General features: G+C 31.0%; 17 protein-coding genes. 8 read left to right on the forward strand and 9 right to left on the reverse strand.

Going from position 1 to position 19,636, the window contains the following annotated elements; genetic code table 11:
* Nucleotides 1-90: 90 nt before the first annotated feature.
* Entirely contained in the window at nt 91-1,335 is a 1,245-nt protein-coding gene (locus METVU_RS04790; RefSeq protein ID WP_015733059.1) for a tRNA (N(6)-L-threonylcarbamoyladenosine(37)-C(2))-methylthiotransferase, read from the reverse strand.
* Nucleotides 1,336-1,617: 282 nt separating this feature from the next.
* Here METVU_RS04790 and METVU_RS04795 point away from each other — a divergent pair, with 282 nt between their 5' ends.
* The gene (locus METVU_RS04795; protein ID WP_015733060.1) at nt 1,618-2,028 is read left to right on the forward strand and encodes a DUF371 domain-containing protein; all 411 of its coding nucleotides are present in this window, start codon (nt 1,618-1,620) and stop codon (nt 2,026-2,028) included.
* 230 nt (nt 2,029-2,258) lie between these two features.
* Complete coding sequence (gene asd / locus METVU_RS04800) at nt 2,259-3,305, forward strand: aspartate-semialdehyde dehydrogenase (protein WP_015733061.1); 1,047 nt, start codon at nt 2,259-2,261, stop codon at nt 3,303-3,305.
* 122 nt (nt 3,306-3,427) lie between these two features.
* Here asd and rbcL read toward each other — a convergent pair whose 3' ends face one another.
* Entirely contained in the window at nt 3,428-4,705 is a 1,278-nt protein-coding gene (gene rbcL / locus METVU_RS04805; protein ID WP_015733062.1) for a type III ribulose-bisphosphate carboxylase, read from the reverse strand.
* A 405-nt stretch (nt 4,706-5,110) separates the two neighbouring features.
* On the opposite strand from rbcL, the gene METVU_RS04810 reads away from it, so the two are divergent.
* The 4 genes from METVU_RS04810 (at nt 5,111) to METVU_RS04825 (ending at nt 9,396) form a co-directional block, all read left to right on the forward strand.
* Nucleotides 5,111-5,566 carry a GbsR/MarR family transcriptional regulator gene (locus METVU_RS04810; protein ID WP_015733063.1) on the forward strand — a complete coding sequence of 152 codons (456 nt, stop codon included), beginning with the start codon at nt 5,111-5,113 and terminating at the stop codon, nt 5,564-5,566.
* Between the two features lie 35 nt (nt 5,567-5,601).
* On the forward strand, nt 5,602-6,753 hold the full coding sequence (locus tag METVU_RS04815) for an efflux RND transporter permease subunit (protein WP_015733064.1): 1,152 nt from the start codon (nt 5,602-5,604) through the stop codon (nt 6,751-6,753).
* A gap of 45 nt (nt 6,754-6,798) precedes the next feature.
* Nucleotides 6,799-8,499: a COG1361 S-layer family protein gene (locus METVU_RS04820; protein ID WP_015733065.1), complete on the forward strand. Its 1,701-nt coding sequence runs from the start codon at nt 6,799-6,801 to the stop codon at nt 8,497-8,499.
* Nucleotides 8,500-8,874: 375 nt separating this feature from the next.
* Complete coding sequence (locus METVU_RS04825) at nt 8,875-9,396, forward strand: CBS domain-containing protein (RefSeq protein WP_048196817.1); 522 nt, start codon at nt 8,875-8,877, stop codon at nt 9,394-9,396.
* Nucleotides 9,397-9,541: 145 nt separating this feature from the next.
* Here the strand turns inward: METVU_RS04825 and METVU_RS04830 are convergent, their stop codons facing one another.
* The 7 genes from METVU_RS04830 to METVU_RS04860 form a co-directional block, all read right to left on the reverse strand.
* Nucleotides 9,542-10,594 (reverse strand): M42 family metallopeptidase, encoded by a 1,053-nt coding sequence (locus METVU_RS04830; protein WP_015733067.1) that lies wholly within the window; start codon nt 10,592-10,594, stop codon nt 9,542-9,544.
* Between the two features lie 275 nt (nt 10,595-10,869).
* The gene (locus METVU_RS04835) at nt 10,870-12,324 is read right to left on the reverse strand and encodes a serine/threonine-protein kinase (protein WP_015733068.1); all 1,455 of its coding nucleotides are present in this window, start codon (nt 12,322-12,324) and stop codon (nt 10,870-10,872) included.
* A 57-nt stretch (nt 12,325-12,381) separates the two neighbouring features.
* Nucleotides 12,382-13,677, reverse strand: a complete 1,296-nt coding sequence (locus METVU_RS04840; RefSeq protein WP_015733069.1) for a DUF2341 domain-containing protein — start codon at nt 13,675-13,677, stop codon at nt 12,382-12,384.
* Between the two features lie 17 nt (nt 13,678-13,694).
* Complete coding sequence (locus METVU_RS04845; RefSeq protein WP_015733070.1) at nt 13,695-14,708, reverse strand: ATP-binding protein; 1,014 nt, start codon at nt 14,706-14,708, stop codon at nt 13,695-13,697.
* Between the two features lie 48 nt (nt 14,709-14,756).
* Entirely contained in the window at nt 14,757-15,380 is a 624-nt protein-coding gene (locus METVU_RS04850; RefSeq protein ID WP_015733071.1) for a hypothetical protein, read from the reverse strand.
* A 13-nt stretch (nt 15,381-15,393) separates the two neighbouring features.
* Nucleotides 15,394-17,154, reverse strand: coding sequence for a hypothetical protein (locus METVU_RS04855; protein ID WP_015733072.1), 1,761 nt, complete (start codon nt 17,152-17,154; stop codon nt 15,394-15,396).
* A gap of 2 nt (nt 17,155-17,156) precedes the next feature.
* Nucleotides 17,157-17,660, reverse strand: coding sequence for a hypothetical protein (locus METVU_RS04860; protein ID WP_015733073.1), 504 nt, complete (start codon nt 17,658-17,660; stop codon nt 17,157-17,159).
* A gap of 224 nt (nt 17,661-17,884) precedes the next feature.
* Here METVU_RS04860 and METVU_RS04865 point away from each other — a divergent pair, with 224 nt between their 5' ends.
* Together METVU_RS04865 and METVU_RS04870 are read left to right on the forward strand one after the other, a co-directional pair.
* Nucleotides 17,885-18,430, forward strand: coding sequence for a hypothetical protein (locus METVU_RS04865; protein WP_015733074.1), 546 nt, complete (start codon nt 17,885-17,887; stop codon nt 18,428-18,430).
* Nucleotides 18,431-18,540: 110 nt separating this feature from the next.
* A complete protein-coding gene (locus METVU_RS04870) occupies nt 18,541-19,566 on the forward strand; it encodes a DUF475 domain-containing protein (protein ID WP_015733075.1) in 1,026 nt (341 codons plus the stop codon).
* The last annotated feature ends 70 nt before the right edge of the window (nt 19,567-19,636 follow it).

Raw genomic sequence — 19,636 nt, forward strand, 5'->3', positions numbered from 1 at the left:
TAATTTTAACCTTTATTTAACTGTGGTTTATAGTATATATAGATTATATGTTCTGGAATAACGATTCAACTTTTTTATGGTATGACATGCTTAGATGATCTTTCCAACCAATCCAAAGGTTTTGGCATCAACTATCTTTACTTTTTTGAAATTGCCGATAGATCCTCCTTCAAATTTAACTACCTTGAAATTTTCTGTATATCCTTTCCCTTCCTCTAAAATTAATGTTTTCAATTTTTTTCCAATATATTTTTTATTGTTGATGTAGCTTAACTCTCTTCTTAATTTATCGAGTATTTCACTTCTTTGCTTTCTTATCTTTGTATCAACCTGCTTCATCTTTGCAGCTTCTGTTCCCTTCCTTTGGGAATATTTTGCCCCATGAATATAGTCGGGTTTTAGCTCTTTTAATATATTTAACGTATTTTCAAATTGCTCTTCTGTCTCTCCAGGAAAGCCAACTATAATATCAGTCGTAAAGCATAAATTCTTAACTTTTTTTCTAAATTCGTTTACTATTTCTTTAAATTCATCTACGGTATATCCTCTTCTCATCTTTTTTAATATCTCATCATCCCCACTTTGTAAAGGAAGGTGTAAAAACTTTCCTACTTTGTCAGTTTTGTAAACCTCAATTAACTCATCTATTATCTCTTCCACATTTTTTGCATGCATCATCCCAACTCGCATTATAAAATCTCCTTCTATATTACATAGATCATTTAATAGGTTTGCTAAGTTATCATTTCTATCAAATCCATAACAAGCAGTGTCTTGTGCAGTTATAAATATACATTTTGTTCCTTTTTTTATTAATTCCTCTGCTTTTTTAACTATTTTTTCTCTTGGATAAGATATTAGGTTTCCTCTTGCAATTTTGACAATACAATATGTGCAATGTCCGAGACAACCTTCACAGATGGGTAGAGGAGTTATTAGGGAAGAAGTAATGTAGTCCAATTTTTTATGTAATGATTTATCGTCCTCTAAACCTTCTACTCTTTTTCCACTTTTTATATATATTTTTAATATTTTTCCTGCCTTATGTGCTTCTCTTGGATAAATGTGTAGAAACCCTTTAACCTTCTCTTTTAATGCTTTGGGCAAGCATCCTGCAACTACAACATCCTTTCCAAGATTTTTCAATTCATTAATCCTATAGATCATCCTGTTTTCAGTTTCTAATCTCACTACGCAGGTGTTTATAACAGCAACATCTGCCCTGTCCAATTCATCAACTATCTCAAATCCCTCTTCTCTAAGAGCGTTTTTTATTATTTCGGTATCGGCAGAATTTAAAACACAGCCATAACCTTCCACATAAACTTTTTTCATAGTTTCACCGATAACATTTAAAATTTAATAGAGTTTTATTTATTGTATCGTTAATTTGTTAAGTATTAAAAAAGATTAAGCTTACAGTTTTTAAATTAAAATTAAAAAGATACAAAAGTAATGATTTAAATTACCAAGAATGACTCTCCTTTTAATAATTACTAAAAAAATACGTGAATTATTAAATTAGAATTATTAAAATATAACAGCGAAAATTAGATTACTAATATTAACCTATATAATCCTATCGCTTTTTAAAGAAAAGAGAAGAAAGGTGTTATAGTGGAGTTTATTATAAAAGCCAAAGGGCATAAAAACGTTTCAGCAACCCATAAAACAACCTTAGAAATCACAAAGGAAAATTGTCTAACCCCTACAGGACATTGCATTATAGGAATAAATGCCAATAAATCGATGGATGATTTTAGCGAGGAATTTAAAGAAAAACTCAGAAATGCTAAAAAAATAATTGTAGAAATTGAAGTTGAAGATTTAAAAGAGGTTATAGTTGGAGAAGGGCATAAAGATTTAATCTTAAATCATCCAACGGATATGGTTATTAGAAAGAGCGATTATATCTGTCCAAGAACATTAATGATCAATGCAAATAAATCAGCAAAAGATATTAATAGGGAAATAGTAAAAAAATTAAAAAATGGAGCCAATTTAACTTTTAAAATAATTGTTGAGTGATTACTGGATGATTTATGTAGGATAGAAATATAATAAAAATATAATTGCCATTATCTCATAAAAATTTGCATTTATTGGAATATATTTAAAAAATCCTTACATGTGATGTTATCTACCTAAATTGTTTAAAATATTTTTACAAAAAACCATTTCATTTGCGAAAATCTTAAAAATTATAAAAGTTTACTAATTATAAAAGTAAAAAAATTTAAAACAAAAAAGGTGAAAAGATGAAAATAAAGGTTGGCGTCTTGGGAGCTACTGGAAGTGTTGGACAGAGGTTTGTTCAATTGTTGGCAGAGCATCCAATATTTGAGTTAACTGCTTTATCCGCATCAGAAAGAAGTGCTGGAAAGAAATATAAAGATGCATGCTATTGGTTCCAAGATAGGGATATTCCAGAAAAAATAAAGGATATGGTTGTTATTCCAACAGATCCCAAGCATGAGGGGTTTGAAGATGTCGATATTGTCTTCTCAGCTCTACCTTCAGATTTAGCTAAAAAGTTCGAACCAGAATTTGCCAAAGAAGGGAAATTAGTTTTTTCCAATGCGTCAGCTTATAGGATGGAAGAAGATGTTCCATTGGTAATTCCTGAGGTTAATGCAGATCATTTGGAGTTGATAGAAATTCAGAGAGAGCAGAGGGGCTGGGATGGAGCAATTATAACAAACCCTAACTGTTCGACAATCTGTGCTGTCATAACCTTAAAACCAATAATGGATAAATTTGGCTTAGAATCGGTTATTATAACAACAATGCAGGCAGTTAGTGGAGCTGGCTATAATGGAGTTCCTTCAATGGCAATCTTAGATAATTTAATTCCATTCATTAAAAATGAAGAGGAGAAGATGCAGACAGAGAGTTTAAAGCTCTTGGGAACTTTAAAAGATGACAAAGTTGAGTTTGCGAACTTTAAAATAAGTGCTTCATGCAATAGAGTTGCAGTTATAGATGGGCATACTGAAAGCATATTTGTCAAAACAAAAGAAAGAGCCGAACCAGAAGAGATAAAAGAAGTTATGGACAAATTCGACCCGTTGAAGGATTTAAATCTTCCAACCTATGCTAAACCAATTGTTATTAGGGAGGAGGTTGATAGACCACAGCCAAGATTAGATAGAAATGAAGGAAATGGGATGAGTATTGTTGTTGGTAGAATAAGGAAAGATCCAATATTTGATGTTAAATACTCTGCATTAGAGCATAATACTATAAGAGGAGCTGCCGGGGCAAGTGTCTTAAATGCTGAATACTTTGTTAAAAAATACTGGTAATAAAGAAATAATAAAAAAGTAGTCGTTAGATTAAATAGATTAATTAATAACATTTATTTTTTTTAAGGTTTTTTATTATTATTTTATTAGCTATATATTTCAATTAAATGTTTACTTTATATTTACTTCCAATATTCTAACGCTTTTTTTAACTCGATAACTTCTTCTGCTTTTTCTTCAAGAGGTTTTCCTTCCATAACCGCTTCGATAGCTGCTCTCATGGCCTTAGCTCCTGCTCTCGTTCCATCAGGATGTCCATGAATTCCTCCTCCTGCCTGGATGATCACATCCCTACCGAGAATTTCAACGATCTTAGGAACTAACCTTGGATGAACCCCTCCGGAAGAGACAGGAAACACACTGTTCAAGCCAAACCATTCCTGTTCAAAAAACTTATGTTCATTGTCTGCCTCAACTTTATCATAAACGATCTCATCTCTGATCGCTTTAACTTCTCTCTCCTCTCCCTCCATTTTTCCAACTACTGTTCCAATATGCAACTGATCAACTCCCAAAAGTCGATATATTTTTGCCAGAGTTAACATAGTGATTCCAAAATCCTTGCTCCTTGTCATTGCTGCATGCATTGCCCTATGAGCATGAATTATGAATCCAAAGTTCTCCTCTCTAAATGATTGCACAGCAGAAAATCCAGAAACAACAACATCAATCATTACATACTCACTTTCTGCATCTTCAGCGATCTCTGCTCTTCTTATCATCTCATTATATGGAGCGGTAATGTTAGGCATGTATGCCTTTCTCTCTCCTGTCTCTTCTTCTGCTTTATCTCTCATTTCTAATGTTTTATAAACTCTATCTTCAAATTTATTAAAGTCCTGAGAAGTTAAGTTTTCATCATCTTTAACTAAATCAACTCCTCCAACCCATGCCTCATAAGCAACTTTTGCATGCTCTTCTGTTTTTAATCCAACCTTTGGTTTAACGATGGTTCCCAATAGCGGTCTTTCTTTGATTTTTAAGGTATTTCTTACTCCTTCAATACCATACTCTGGCCCTTCATATTCGTCAATAAACTCTTTCGGAAATCTAAAATCCAATATTCTTAAACCTTTTGCAATCTTCATACCAAAAATATTCCCAGCGATTCCTGCTAAAACACCAGGCATGTTATTTATTTCAAAATCATATAGTGGATAAGCAATTTTAATTAACCCAATCTTGTATTTTCCATCATTCCCAATTTCTTTAATTTCATAAACGTTTGGTTTTAGTTTTTCATAAATATCGCTTTTCATTGTTTGGACTTTTGTCCATGTTCCAATGGAACTCTCTCCAGCGATTTCATTTGCTAATTTTTTTAGGTCATCTCCTTTAATGATCATGCAAGATAGCAGATCACTTTCTTTTGGAGTGTAGTTTAGGTTTATGTAATCCATAATTTCTCCCCACAAGCTTTTACTTGATTTATTGACTAAATCTTAATGGTTATGTCTCTATTTTATGTTTGTTTTTGGATCTATTTATTACTTTCCAATGGCATGATAAACATTAAAATAAAATCATTGTTTAAATTACATTATTGGTTGTTTTTAATTATTTGAATTAATCGAATTTCTAAATTTATGTGAATATATAACTATGAGGATAGAAAAATCTTAGCAAAGTTTATATAGGATCTTTACAGCATTATTATTCATTTAGTTCAAAAAATTTTGAACATATTTAATTTTAATAATTACAATCAAACATATAAAAATTCAAGGATAAAAATAAAAAACGTAGAGATTAAATATTGCAGGTGGGAATATGTAAACCACTTACAATATGAATAAGGGATAGATATGGAAGATGCAAAAAAGTTGATAATTGAGTTGTTCTCAGAATTGGCAAAAATTCACGGATTAAATAAGTCAGTTGGGGCGGTATATGCTATACTCTACCTCTCAGATAAGCCATTGACAATTTCAGATGTTATGGAGGAGTTAAAAATCAGTAAAGGAAATGTGAGTATGTCTTTAAAAAAACTTGAAGATTTAGGATTTGTAAAAAAAGTTTGGATAAAGGGAGAAAGAAAAAACTACTATGAGGCAGTAGATGGGTTTATATCGATGAAAGACATTGCAAGAAAGAAATATTACCTTATAAACAAAACATACGATCAATTAAAAAAATTAGAAAATAACGATGAAAAGATGAAAAAAAATATCGAACAACTGTATAGGATGAAAAAAATCTCAGAGAGGATCTTAGAGTTGTTTGATGAGCTTGAAAGGGATCAGGACATAAAAACGACATAGCAAGGGAATCAAAATTTGAGATAAGGTAGATAGTTATGTTAAAAGAGATACTACAAAAAATTGGAGAATTTTCTGCTAAAAAGCCCCTTATTGTAATATTGATAGTTATTATTATGAGTATATTTGCTGCTTCATTTATTCCCCATATTAAAAAACAGACATCCTACGAAAAAATGCTACCTCAGGATTTAAAAGCAGTAAAAGAGCTCTATGAAGTTAGAGATGAATTTGGAGGAACAGATGTAGTTGAGATAGCAGTAAAGATCGTTCCTTCAGATTGTAGTGACAAGGTCGTAGATATTCGAGATCCCCGAGTGCTAAATGCTGTTAAAATGTTAGAAGAAAATTTAAGGTCGGTTGATGGGATAACGCGGGTTTCTTCTCCTGTCGATGTTTTAATAAAATTAAATGGAGGGACAGTTCCGCAAAGTATTGACACAGTAAAAAAGTTGATGAGAGAACTTCCTCCCTCAGAGAGAGAAAAGATGTTCAACAAGGACTATTCAATGATGGTTATAACCGCATTTACTGATGTCGGAGGGGATGAAAAAAAATGCGATAACCTCTACAAATCAGTAAATGAAAGAATAAAAGAAACACCATGGCCTCCAGGAGTAGAAGCAGTGCAAACAGGTTCTATCGCTTTGAGAGCACTTTTAGGAGATCTAATGAACGAAAGTCAGGAGATCACAACATCTGTCGCTTTCCTGGCAATAATGTTAATCATAATACTCCACTTCAAAAGAATAACATCAGTAGTTATATTAACACCCCTCGTGTTCTCTCTAATCTGGACAGGAGGATTTATGGGTTTAGCAGGAATTCCTCTCGATATGGCAACATCCGCAGTAGGATCCTTAGTTTTGGGGCTTGGAATTGATTATGGAATCTACTTTGGAAGTAGATACAAAGAAGAAAGAGAAAAAGGCAAAGATCCTGAAGATGCAGCAATAATTACAGTAACCTATGCAGGATCTTCCGTTTTAGCGAGTGCAGCGACCACCGCAGCAGGTCTCTTATCTTTAACAATAGCCCCACTTCCAATGATGGCAAATCTTGGAAAAGTGTGTGCTGCTGGGATAATATTCTGTTGTATGTTGACAATATTCTTCCTACCCGCTGTATTGGTTCTTGAAGACAAGTATGTCCTTCCACTAATTGCAAGAATAAAAAGCAAACTACTCTAATCAATTTCAATCAAAAAACAAAATAAAATGAATATGGTGGATCTTATGAAAAAATTAGGAGAAAAAGCATATAATTTAATTGAAAGGGTAGTAAAAAGTAAGGTAAAGTTGTTAATACTTCCAATACTTTTGCTGATAATGACATCAACCTTTGGTTTGCAGGTTGGGGAGGTTGAGTATCAGCCGAGTGTTATTCATCCTGGGGATGATGTGGATTTGTGGGTTAAGGTTACGAATGATAATTATAATCATGAACTTAAAAATATTGTGGTTGAGATTAAACCGCATTATCCTTTTGAGTTAAAGCAAGTTAATCCTGTGAAAGGGAGGGTTTATATTAGTCATTTGAACATTGGAGAGTCGGAGGTCGTTCACTTTAAACTCCATGTTAATGAAAACGCTCCCTCAAACAACTATGAAATAGACATAAAAGTAAACTACGATGAAGTAGAAACCGAAAACGGAAAAGAAATAACAAACCACTACCAACTAACAAAAATATACTACCTACCAATCTACGGAAAAGCCAACTTTGAAGTTTCTGGAAACTTTTCATTAATTCCTGCTAAAACCCAACGTGTTCCTATTGTAATCTCAAACTTAGGAACTGGAAAAGCAAAAAATGTAAATGTCTATGTAGGGTATGAGTTAAACTCTGTAAATGCCGGAACCCAATCTACCCAGGTTTCAGCTTATGGCACCACCAAAACCATTGAGGAAAATATATTCTACCCAACACCAGTTCCGGTTTCAAATCTACCAATCTCACCGGTTGGAACCACTAAGTTTTATCTTGGAACTATAAATCCGGGAGAGGATAAAGAGATATATGTAAATCTCCATACATCAGATAAATTAACAGAAGGTAGTTATCAGATCCCTCTTGTAATTACTTGGACGGCAGAGGATGGAACTAAAAAAGCAACATTGATCTCTCTTGGAGCATACGTCAAAGGAGATATTGAGTTAGGGGTCTCTAACGTTATAACTGATCCAGTTGAAATAAAGCCAGGAACAACTTATGCGAGAATAGACATAACACTAACAAATAATGGTCATCAAGAGGCAAAAAATGTCATTGTCCAATTGATAACACAAAAACCATTTAAGGATAGTTGGAGCAACTGTAATATAAAAGATATTGGAAATCTTCTTCCTGGAATGTCAAAGGTTGCCTCTTTCTACGTAGACGTTGACAAGTATGCAAAAGCAGGACATTACAAACTTCCACTTGAAATAACCTATCTTGACACCTCAGATAACGAACACAAAACTGAAAAGTTTATTGATCTATATATAAAGCCAAAACCGTTGTTTGAGATATTAACTAAGGAGGTTAACGTAACTGCTGGAGAAGACAACGTCGTTTATATAAAAATAAAAAACGTTGGGAGTGAAAAAGCGGTTGAAGTTAAAATCTCCGCAATAAAAAACTCCGGACAGCCATTTGATTATCCAATAAAAAGTGATACGATTGGAACCCTTTATCCTAACCAGACAGGAATAGGGACAATAACTATTCATCCAAATAAGGATGCTCCATCAAAACCTTATTACATAACATTAGAGATAAGATGTGCAGGAGATAGTGAAGAAGGAGATAACAACGTCTACGTTTATCAAAAACCGTTAAAAGTGGTTGTTAATAATTCTGGATCTGCGAACTATTGGCTATTAATTGGAGTGGCTGTGCTTATTATAATAGTAGTGGGAGTGTATTTCTTCAAAAAAAGAAAAAATGAATAAAAATAAAAAATAAATAATCAAATAAATAATCATCTTTTATCTTTTACCTTTATCCTTAATTTTATCTTTTAATTTTTTTAACAATCTTTATCCCCTATCTTTATTTTATTTGCCTAATTTTTGTTTTTATATATTTCTATACTTTAATTTATTTTAGTAAAATTGTTATTTTTGTAAATTAAAGAGGAAGAATTAAAAATAATGAAACTTTCTACGAGGAAAATAATTAAACATTCCCTACTTAATTTTTTATGATCCATTTTTACGATTTTTGCAGAGGGTAATGTATTTAAACAATGAAATGTTAGTTTTATTATTGGACAATTAATGAGATGTATACATTGGGGGGAGGTTTGTAAATTAAAGGTAGATAGTATGACAAAATTCATAAAACTACATCTGGTTAGAACACTCAATAAATACAGAGAGTTGCAACGAATGCGAGTTAGAGATATTATGATCTCAGGGGATGTTGTGGTGGCAAGACCTGAAAACACTGTAAAAGATGTTTTTGAGAGTATGGTAGAATATAACATTAATGGAATCCCTGTTATTGATGAAAGGGGAAAAATAGTGGGGTTAGTTACAATAAAAGAGATTAGACCATATCTTGCAAATGGAACTGATGTTAAGATTGAAATGGTAATGTTGAAAGACCCGCCATACACTACTGTAAATGAGGATATAATAACTGCCTTTGAAAAGATGATAAATTTTGATAGGAGGTTAGATCAGCTTCCAGTGATAAACACAAATTCTGAAGAAATGCCATACGGAAAGTTGGTGGGCGTGGTTTATATAGAAGATATAATAACCCTACTATATGAAAAGGTCATAAAAGAATTAAAGACGCTCGTAAGTTTGTATAATGGAAATAAAGCAGGAAGTGTATTTTAAAATTAATAAATCAAAAACTTAATAATATAAAAAAATAAAAATAAATAAAAGAAAAAAGAAAGAGGAGAAGATCTGCTCATATCTGTTTTTAATATTTTAAGTTTTTATTTTTTTAATTTTTAGTTTTAATTTTTAGAGTTATTTTTTAGAAAAACTTATTAACGTTTTTTATGCATTGATAAACCAGTTCAACAGTTTTTTCTAAGTCCCTTTTATCAATAACCTCAACAGGTGTGTGGATATATCTCGCTGGAACTGAAATAACTCCTGTTGGAATTCCTTCTCTTGTTAAATGAATCGCAGTAGCATCAGTTGTTCCCCCTTCTCCAACTTCCCACTGAACTTCAATGTTATATTCCTTTGCAACAAATTTAACCATCTCCAAAACCTTAGGATGAGCAATTAACCCCCTTCCCGAAGCATCAACTATTCCTACAACAGCTCCTTTACCCAAATCTACTGGGGCATCTTCTTTTTTAATTCCGGGGTGATCACCTGCAATTGTAACATCAAGAGCGATCGCAACATCTGGATTTATTTTAAAAGCAGAAACCTTCGCTCCTTTTAATCCAACCTCCTCTTGAACAGTTCCCACAGCATAAACTTGGCAATCAATCTCCTCTTCTGACAATCTTTTCATAACCTCCAAGAGAACAGCGCAGCCAACTCTGTCATCAAATGCTTTTCCTGTTAACCTATTTTTTCCCAACTCATATACCTCACTTAAAAAAGAAACCCAGCTTCCTATCTCAACGCCCATTTCTATTGCTTCATCTCTACTCTCTGCTCCAATATCAATAAACATGTCCTCATATTTTATAAGTTTGTTTCTTTCCTCTTCTTTCATTTTATGAGGAGGTTTAGATCCGAGAACCCCTATTATATCTCCCTTATTCCCATGAACAACAACTTTCTGATTTAATATTGTTGGGTCATAAATTCCTCCGATCTTTGTAAACTTTAAAAATCCATTATCATCGATATATTTAACCATCAATCCAATCTCATCCATATGTGCTGCTATCATAATTTTTTTCCCACTATTTCCTCTCTTAGCAATTAAATTTCCAAATTTATCTATTTCAATAGAATCACAATATTTCTCCAATTCTTTTTTCATAACTTCCCTAACATTATCTTCTCTCCCAGATATTCCATGACATCTCGAAAGTTTTTTTAAATATTCAACAACTGACATCTTTCCACCCTCTTTATGTTAAGGTTTAATATTTTTATTGATGCTTTAATATGATCTCAACTACTATTTTAGAATTATGATTAAAGTTATTTTATGATAAAACAAATTAAGTAAACTAAAAATGACTGGAAGTTAATAAAAAAGATCCAAAAAGATCCTAATATTAAACATCATTACATAACTTAAAATAAATTATGAAATTTCCCATCTTTTTTTATTAATAATCTTTTTTAGGATGTCTTTTAATCCCATAATCACACACCCATAATGTATTTTTAATCCCTCTCAAATTTTAATTTTATCTTATGCACTATAACCTCTGCTGATGATATTATTTCTTCTGGAATGGGCATTTTATTTTCTATTCTATATTTTATCATTTCTTTTAGTTTTATTAGATCATTTTTAATCTCTCCTTTTGCATATTCAATTAAGTCCCCACAGTATTTATAGGCATTTACACCATCATTGATTTTTAAACACATTAAAAACAACTCTCCACAATAGAAAGCACTTCTACTGAAATCTCTAATAGTTATGGACTTTTTAAGTTCTTCTTTGAAGGTTATTTGAAGGTATTTAGCTAAGTCCCTCTGCAGTTCTAATATTGATGAGTATCTATCTTTAGGATTTTTACTTAGACATTTTAAGATGATGTTTTCTATCTCATTATTGATATTTGGATTTAATTCAGAAGGTTTTATCGGTTTTTCTGTCGTTATTATAGTCATCAACTCAACAAAATCATCTCCTTCGAATGGCAGTTTTCCAGTTGTTAGTTGATAAAATATAACTCCCAACTGCCAAATATCAGTCCAAAATCCTATATTACCAAACTTTTTACTGAACTGCTCTGGAGAGGCGTAATATGGAGTAAATGCATATTTGGTTGTGGATGTAGATTTAGCTATAACTTTTGACAATCCCCAGTCGGTTATTTTTGGAATGCCGTTTTTTAGCAATATATTGTGTGGCTTTAAGTCCCTATGTATGATTCCCTTATTATGGGCATATTTTAATCCCTCTGCAATGTTAAAGATTATGTAAGAAGCTTCCTTTACATCTAAAACTCTCTTTCTTTTCAAATAATCCTCTAATGACTCATCACACAACTCCATTTCAAAATAAGGGATTGGTAGGATGTTGTAATCATAGACCTTAACTATATTCGGATGATTTAGTTTAGTCCAGTTTTCTAATTCTTTTATAAAGGATTTTCCAGTTGAAGCATCTAAAGATATTGGTAGCTTTATAGCTACTGGTAAGTTATCTTTAACTCTTATTGCCTTAAAGACCCTTGCAAAGCCACCTTGTCCGATAAATTGAATATTTTTATAGAATTCTTCCAACTCTGGTGGAAATGTTTTTGGTGTTGTTGGCTTTGGTGTGAATTCTGCGGGAATCTTTTGTGAATCAATTTCTTTAATGAGTTCTTCGGCTTTTTTCAGATTTCCATCTTTTAATGTATTTATTAGCAATACTTCATAATTTTTTATGATTACTGGATTCTTTGATTTCAGTTCGTTAATTTTATTTAGGATTTTGTTCTCTTCATCAACTAAAATTAAGGCATCTTTTAGATATTCTAATGCCAATGTTGTGTTATCATTTTTTAACTCATTTAATGCCTTTCTTATTTTTTCTTTTGCTAAAATATAATGCCCCTCCTCCTTCATTTCTGATTTTAGTTTTTTTATTGCTTTAGAGATTAAATCGTATTCTGACGACATTTAAACACCTTTATTTTAAGTTCTACAATAATAAAACTTAAAGTTGTTGGAATATCGTTATCTCCTTAGCAGATCCTCCAATTCATCCATAACTTCTTTTTTCTTTTTGTCTTTGTTTCTCTTGTTTATTATATATGCCCCTCCACCAACAACTATTAAAGACCCAAATACAGCACTAATTATTAAGATTATGTTGTTATTGTCCTCTTTTGCTAAACCTACGGATATTTCTTTTGAATCTCCTGGCTTTAATGTTATTTTTTCTACATATTCATTATATCCATCTTTTTTTATCTTTATATTGTAAGTTCCTTCCTCTAATTGTAATTTTAAAGGAGTTATTCCCTTGTATTCTCCATTTATGAATACGTTTGCATCACTTGGCTCTGACTCTATATAGATTGTTGCTAACTTTGACTTTATAGAGGTTGTTGATGTAGAGGTTGAGGATGCATTACTTTGTAGTGGATTTTTATCTGTTATCTTCAAACCTTCAAATTTAGAGGTTATAAAACTTGGATTTGGAACCTTCACTTGAAAATCTTTTAGTGAATAACTATTTGGATTGTGGATTGTTATTTTGTATAGATTATTGTTAATTTTTGATATTGTAGTTGTTGGCTCTTTATCTGCGTATTTTCTAACAAAGATGTAATCAATATAGACCGTGTCATCCGTATCCTTTGTTAAACAAAAATAGTTACCAAATCTATCGACAGTTAAATCGGTTAGAATTTGATTATTGTTAATTATTACTGATTTTATTATATCCTCTGTTACTTTTATGGTTACTCTTTGATTTGTTCCATATAAATAAGGCATGCCTGTTTTATAGTGCCAGCCATCCCATATTCCATTTTTTATTGGATCTATTCTGCTATCACCACCTTCCCATGGTAATAAACATTGCACATAGTTTGAGTCAGAGATGTCTAAGTTTATCCCAATACGCATATCATGATCTCCGTCTGAATTATCATATTTTGTTTCAATAATATAATTTTTTGGTAGTAGAAACTTTGAATAAATATAATTTGGTGATTCTGCATAAGATAAGATTAAATTACCTCCTGAAACATAGTAAGATGGAGAACCCGCCACTCCCCATTTACTTCTATCCAACTCACTCCCATCAAAATCATCAAAAAACTCAAAAACCTTATCTCCATCTGGTTTATAATCACTATCTTTCTCAACATAAACTACAGTATCTCCATTTGCTGGAATATAAGGAATTTTAACCCATAGATTATAACCGTCTCCATAATCTTCAATCCAATAGGGCATTGTCTCCGCATAAACAAAACCTAAAGATACCAACAAAATTCCAAGGATAAGATATTTTAGATTCATAATATCCCCCATATTGGTTATTTTAAAATCTCCCTAATAGCATGCCATTCAATTATAGAAGTTGGTTTGATTATGCCATTTATTACGTCATAGAATAAAATCTCATTTTCCACTAAAAACTTAAACTCTTTAATTAAGTCCCTTTTAATAATCTCATAGTCATTAACTTTAATATTATCCTTAAACTTGCCCAGTATCTCATATGTCTTACTTTCATCCAAATCATCTGGCATACTTGCTATTAAAAATCTTAATCCATCTGCTTCAATATTTATCCACTGCTTTATAGTTTGTTCAACGGATAAACCTAATTTCTTATTATTTATCAACTGAGAGATTTCATAAGGTAATGATAGATAATTTAGGCAATAGTTTATCTCTCCCTCATTAAAGCCCTCTTCTTTTAAAATATTTCTTATAGTTTCTTCTCTTAACCAATCAATTAAATAATACTCAGAAGCATTTTTTAGTGTAGAGTTCCTATAAATCTCATCGATAAACAAAGTATCAGAGGTTAGACAAATTACATGGCATAAATGCTCCATCTTAGTTAGGGATACAAAGAGATTAAACAACTCATTTAACAATGATTTTCCTCCGTTAAAATAAATATTTTTCAACTTCTGCAGTTCATCGATTATTAGAACTGGCTTTTTTCCTTCTTTTATAACCTCATTGATATTTTCTTTAATCTTTCTAAAAACATCATTTAATTTTATATCATCAGCATTCCATCCTTCCTCTACCCCAAACTTACATACTTTAATATCAATAATTAAATTATTCCTAACGTATTTTTTACCTTTTTCAAAGAAAATGCTCAAAAACTCTTCCTTTGTTGGAGTTGCATATTCTCTCAAATTATAATAGAAAAATATTATATTGCTGTTTTCCAACTCTTTAATAACCCTCCTCATAACAGTTGATTTACCTGATGATTTAGGACCATAAACAAAAAGTATAGAATTTGGCTCTAATTGGCAATAGGTTTTTAGATAATGCAATTCTTTTTCTCTATTGTAGAATTTCATTTTAACCACCTTTCTATAATCCAAAAATAAAATTAAAAATATAGCAAATTATTCCTTCTCCATCTTCTTTAACCAATCCTCATCTTCCTCTTCCTCATCCAATTTTAAACTATCAACTGCACTATCAACATCTACTCCTCCGCTTTCAACTTGCCCCCACGCCTCAAATAACTTCTTCTCTGCCTCATCCTCTTCTCCTTCAACCTCATCTAATCTCATCTCAAAGACCTTATTTAGGTTGCTAACCATCTCATCAAACTCCTTTCCATCCAATATTATATCACTTAATTTCAACTCTAAGAGTTCCGGCTCTATATTTGATATTTTATTCCAAATTCCAATATTCTTTAGCTCTTTTTCATACTTTTTAATAATGAGCAAGTTATTAACAAAAGTATATTGCTTTTGTAATGTTGTGAAGTTTTTATACTTTAATTTCATCTCCATCTCCAATGCCTTAATCTCTTGAGCCAAAATCTTTTTCTTTAACTTATCCGCTCCTATGCCTTCTTGGAAGAGTTGCTTTTTCTTCTTTTCAATTTTATTAATTTCTTTCTTTAATCTATCTAATTTGCTTTTTAATCTTATTTTTTCTCCTTCTAAGTCCCTAATTGATAATTTCTCAATTGGATTTTTCATAAACATTTTTTTTGCTCTTTCCCATAAACTCATAGTTCCACCTCAATTATCTTTTAATTAAAACTAATCCAACATCTTTTATAAATTTAATCTCATAATTTCCAGTTTTTTCTAACTTATAAAATACATCTCTAACCACATTCTTTGGAAATTCTTTTGTAATATCCTCAAAGGTAATATATCCTTTAATATCAACTTCTTTTTTAACCTCTTTCTCACATCTTAGAAACTCCTCATTTTCAAACTCTAAACTCATTAATTCAGCAAACGCTCTGCAGAACTCATCAACCTCATTATAATAAAGTTTTTTCTCCTTAACATCAAATAAAGCCAAAGATACTTTATCTGATAAATATCTCTCCCTTAAATCCTCTGAACTAACTATCTCCTTAGCTTTATCATCAAATCCTGTTGGTGAGGCAATTAATAAAACAACCCTATCGTAATCCTTTCCGTTAATCTTCGCCTTTTCTATAATTTCTTTAACCTCTCCCAATGTCATTGGATACGTGTCAAATCCATCTTTTTTGTATTCATCTACATGGGAATAATAAACTCCTCTAAACATGATTTTCATTTTCTTTACAAGTGGATTAAGTTTTCTCTCTTCCATTAAGACAATAATTTCAGTATTCTTAGGTAAATTCTTTGGAATAATGTTTTTTGTTTCAACAATCTCATCTTTATAAATTTTAAATCTTTTTTCATTAACTTTTATGGTTTTATTTTCAGATAACTTCTTTCTTAACCTATCAACAAACCAAATTTCATAAAAGCTTGCTTCCTCCAACCTAACGATTTTGTCTTTTGATAGTTTCTTCTCTTCCTCTAATGCCAATTTAATTTTGTTATATAATCTATCAAACTCTTCTTCAACTTCTTTCTTCTCTTTTTCAAGTTTTTTAATCTCTTCATCTTTAAGTTTTAAAAGTTCATTTAACTCATCAATAATACTTTTATACTCTTCTTCAACTTCTCTTAATTTTAACTCCAATTTTTCTTTCATCTCTATCTCTTTTAATGCTTCAATTTCTTTAATTAATTTCTCCCTCTCTCTTTCGAACTCTTTTCTTAGTTGTTCTCTTTCAAATTCAATCTTTTTCCTCTCAATATCTTTCCAATTTTCAAATTCCTCCTCTAATCTCTCCCTCTCTCTTTCAATAAACTCCCCTAATCCAGAAATTTTATTTTCTAACTCTCTAATTTTGGTATCAACTCCTTCAATAAACCTTCTAAACCAATCATACTTCATTCCCTCAGCAATCGCTTTATCCATCTTTTCTTTATAACTTAACCATTTCTCCTTTGCAAAATCCCTAATATACAATCTAATAGTGTGATCTTTTATGCATTCATCAACCTTATTTCCAATGCCATTGTAATACTCTTTTAATAAGTTTAGAGTTTCATCAAAGCTCTTATATTGAGCGTTCATAATCTCTCTAACAATATCCTCAATGCTCCAAATCTCAAAGACGTTATATTTTAATATATAGCCAATTAGCTCTAATTCTTTCTCTTTGTATTTATTTAAGGCAGAAAAATGTTCATTATTATAATAAAAGCTGTAAGCCAAAACTCCCAAAGCCCATTCAAAATTTTTTCTTGTTGCTCTATCAACATCATCTAAAAACTCTCCGCAATGCCCCTCTTTATATAAATCGTAGTTCTTTTTTATCTTATTCCATAATGCCACTCTTTCCTCAAAATCCTCATAGACAATATCAAATCCTTCTCTAATAACTCTTTCTGCCGGACTTTTTAATTTTTTTAGGCATTCAAAGTTTCCACTATCTCCAAATAGCATTTTCATCCCTCTTTAATAATAAAACTCATCTCTTCATTAATTCTTTCTGATAGGTAATCAACAACCTCTCCATAACCTTCGATTTCAAATATTGCATAGGAAGATTCTAAGGTAATTTTTATTATTCCTTTGCCTTTTTTTGTATAAATCTCATATTTTGCTGTTTTTCCAATTGAAGAGATATAAGCTCCTCCCATCTTTGCCATTAGATAGTCGATAAACTTTTCCATAAAATCCATATCGTTAATTTTGTATTTTAAACTCTTCCTCTCTTTAGGAATTTTTTTCTTTACCTCCTCTATTTTATAGATTTTTAGTTTTTTCTCCTCATCTCCTTCTAATTTTGATGAAATTTCTTTAATAAACTCATCCATGTCGTCAATATCAACTATTAATGCAGTTTTTTTTATTTTCTCAATTTTTCCCATTTTACTCCACTTTTCAATGAGATAATCAATCCTTTTCCTCTCAATGTCTTTATTATAATTTACTATAACCAAATACATAATCCCACAAATATTAAGTTGGAATTTTGCCTTTATATAATTTTTGGTTTTGTAGTAGTTATTTATAATTTTCCAAAATGGATATAAAGTTTTTAATTATTTAAAATAGTTTAATTATGTAAAATACTTAGATAAAATATATATAGTGGTTTTTTCACATAAGGATATTAACGCATATATAAACATACATGAACTTAAAATAAAATGAGTTGTTAGGTGGAAAAATGGGGATTTTAAGATTAAAGCAGAAAGGAATGAGTGCATCAATGAAACCAGTTAGAAATTTAGTAGTTACTATGAAATGGACTACCGCCGCTGATTTTGATTTATCAGCAGTTTATAAAACAAAGTGGGGGGAGTTTGGTATTGTATATTTTGGAGAGTTGGGAAGTTTAACAACCTTTCCTTACATTGAATTAAGTGGTGATGAGGGAGTAGGAGATACTGGAGGAGACAATGAAGAAATTTTAAGGATTGCAAAATTGGATGATATGGATTACGTATGGATTATGTGTTGGGATTATACAATGGTTCAAAAAGGAAGACCTGCAAGATTTAAAGATAGCGATATTGTGTTAATTATTGAAGATGATGAGGGAATGAGGTATGAGGTCCCTCTTGATACTGGGAACTTTGGAAATGTTGCAGTAATTGCCACAATCGACAACACTTCAGGGACTCCTATGCTAATAAATGAAAGTAAAGTAGGAACACTTAAAGGTTTGAAAGATTTGGCTCAATTACTGGATATTATAGGAGTTGAATATTAGATTACTTTTAATTTTGTCTAATTTTTATTATAAATAATTTATAATTTTATTGATTATGCATTAATAATATTTTTATTATAAATTTTAAGGATAATTTTTGAGGGGATAGTATGGATATTAAAGAATTGATCAATAACTTTAAATTTTCGATATTCTTTACAATTATATGTTTAATCTTGGCTTTTCTATGGGGGAATTTTATTGGGCTGTATGTTGCAATAATCTTGGGAATATTGGAAGTTAGTTTATCTTTTGATAATGCCGTTGTAAATGCGACTGTTTTAAAAAGAATGGATGAATATTGGCAAAAAATGTTTTTAACTGTTGGAATTTTAATTGCAGTGTTTGGAATGAGATTAACCTTCCCATTGGTTATTGTTTCTATTGCCTCCCATATAAATCCAATAGATGTTGTAAATATGGCATTAAATAATCCATCAGAATATGCCATGCATTTAAAAGAGGCACATCCCTTAATATCTGCATTTGGGGGAGCGTTTTTGTTGATGGTATTTTTAAAATACTTTTTAAATGAAGAAAAAGACACGCATTGGATTGGACTAATTGAAAAGCCATTGGCTAAATTGGGAAAGTTAGAATCTATTGAAATTGTTATTGCTCTTTTTATCCTTCTTTTAGCGTTAAAAATTGTTCCATCATCAGAACAATTAACAGTATTGATTAGTGGCATCTTGGGGATAATTGTTTATGTTTTAGTTGATTCTATAGGAGAGTATATGCAAGAAAAAGAGCAAGAAATGGTTAATTCAGCTATAAAAGGAGGGCTAATTCTATTTCTGTATTTGGAGTTGTTAGATGCAAGTTTTTCCTTTGATGGAGTAATAGGGGCTTTTGCAATTACAAGGGACATAATTTTAATTGCCTTAGGATTAGGTATTGGAGCGATGTTTGTAAGGAGTTTAACGGTATATTTGGTAAAGAAGGGAACTTTGGATGAGTATATATATTTAGAGCATGGTGCAATGTATGCCATTGGAACATTGGCAATGTTAATGTTTATTGGAATTAGATATCATATACCTGAATATATAACTGGTTCAATTGGTGCATTATTGATAGGTTTGGCGTTAGTTTCATCAATAATATATAATAAGAAAAATATGGAAATTGCTTAATTGGAGTTAGGGAGATTTATTAGATTCATCGTTTAATATATAAACATAAGTATATTTAATTTCTTTAAAT

Origin of the sequence: Methanocaldococcus vulcanius M7, from assembly GCF_000024625.1 — an archaeon.
Classification (GTDB): Archaea; AGJL01; Methanococci; order Methanococcales; family Methanocaldococcaceae; genus Methanocaldococcus; species Methanocaldococcus vulcanius.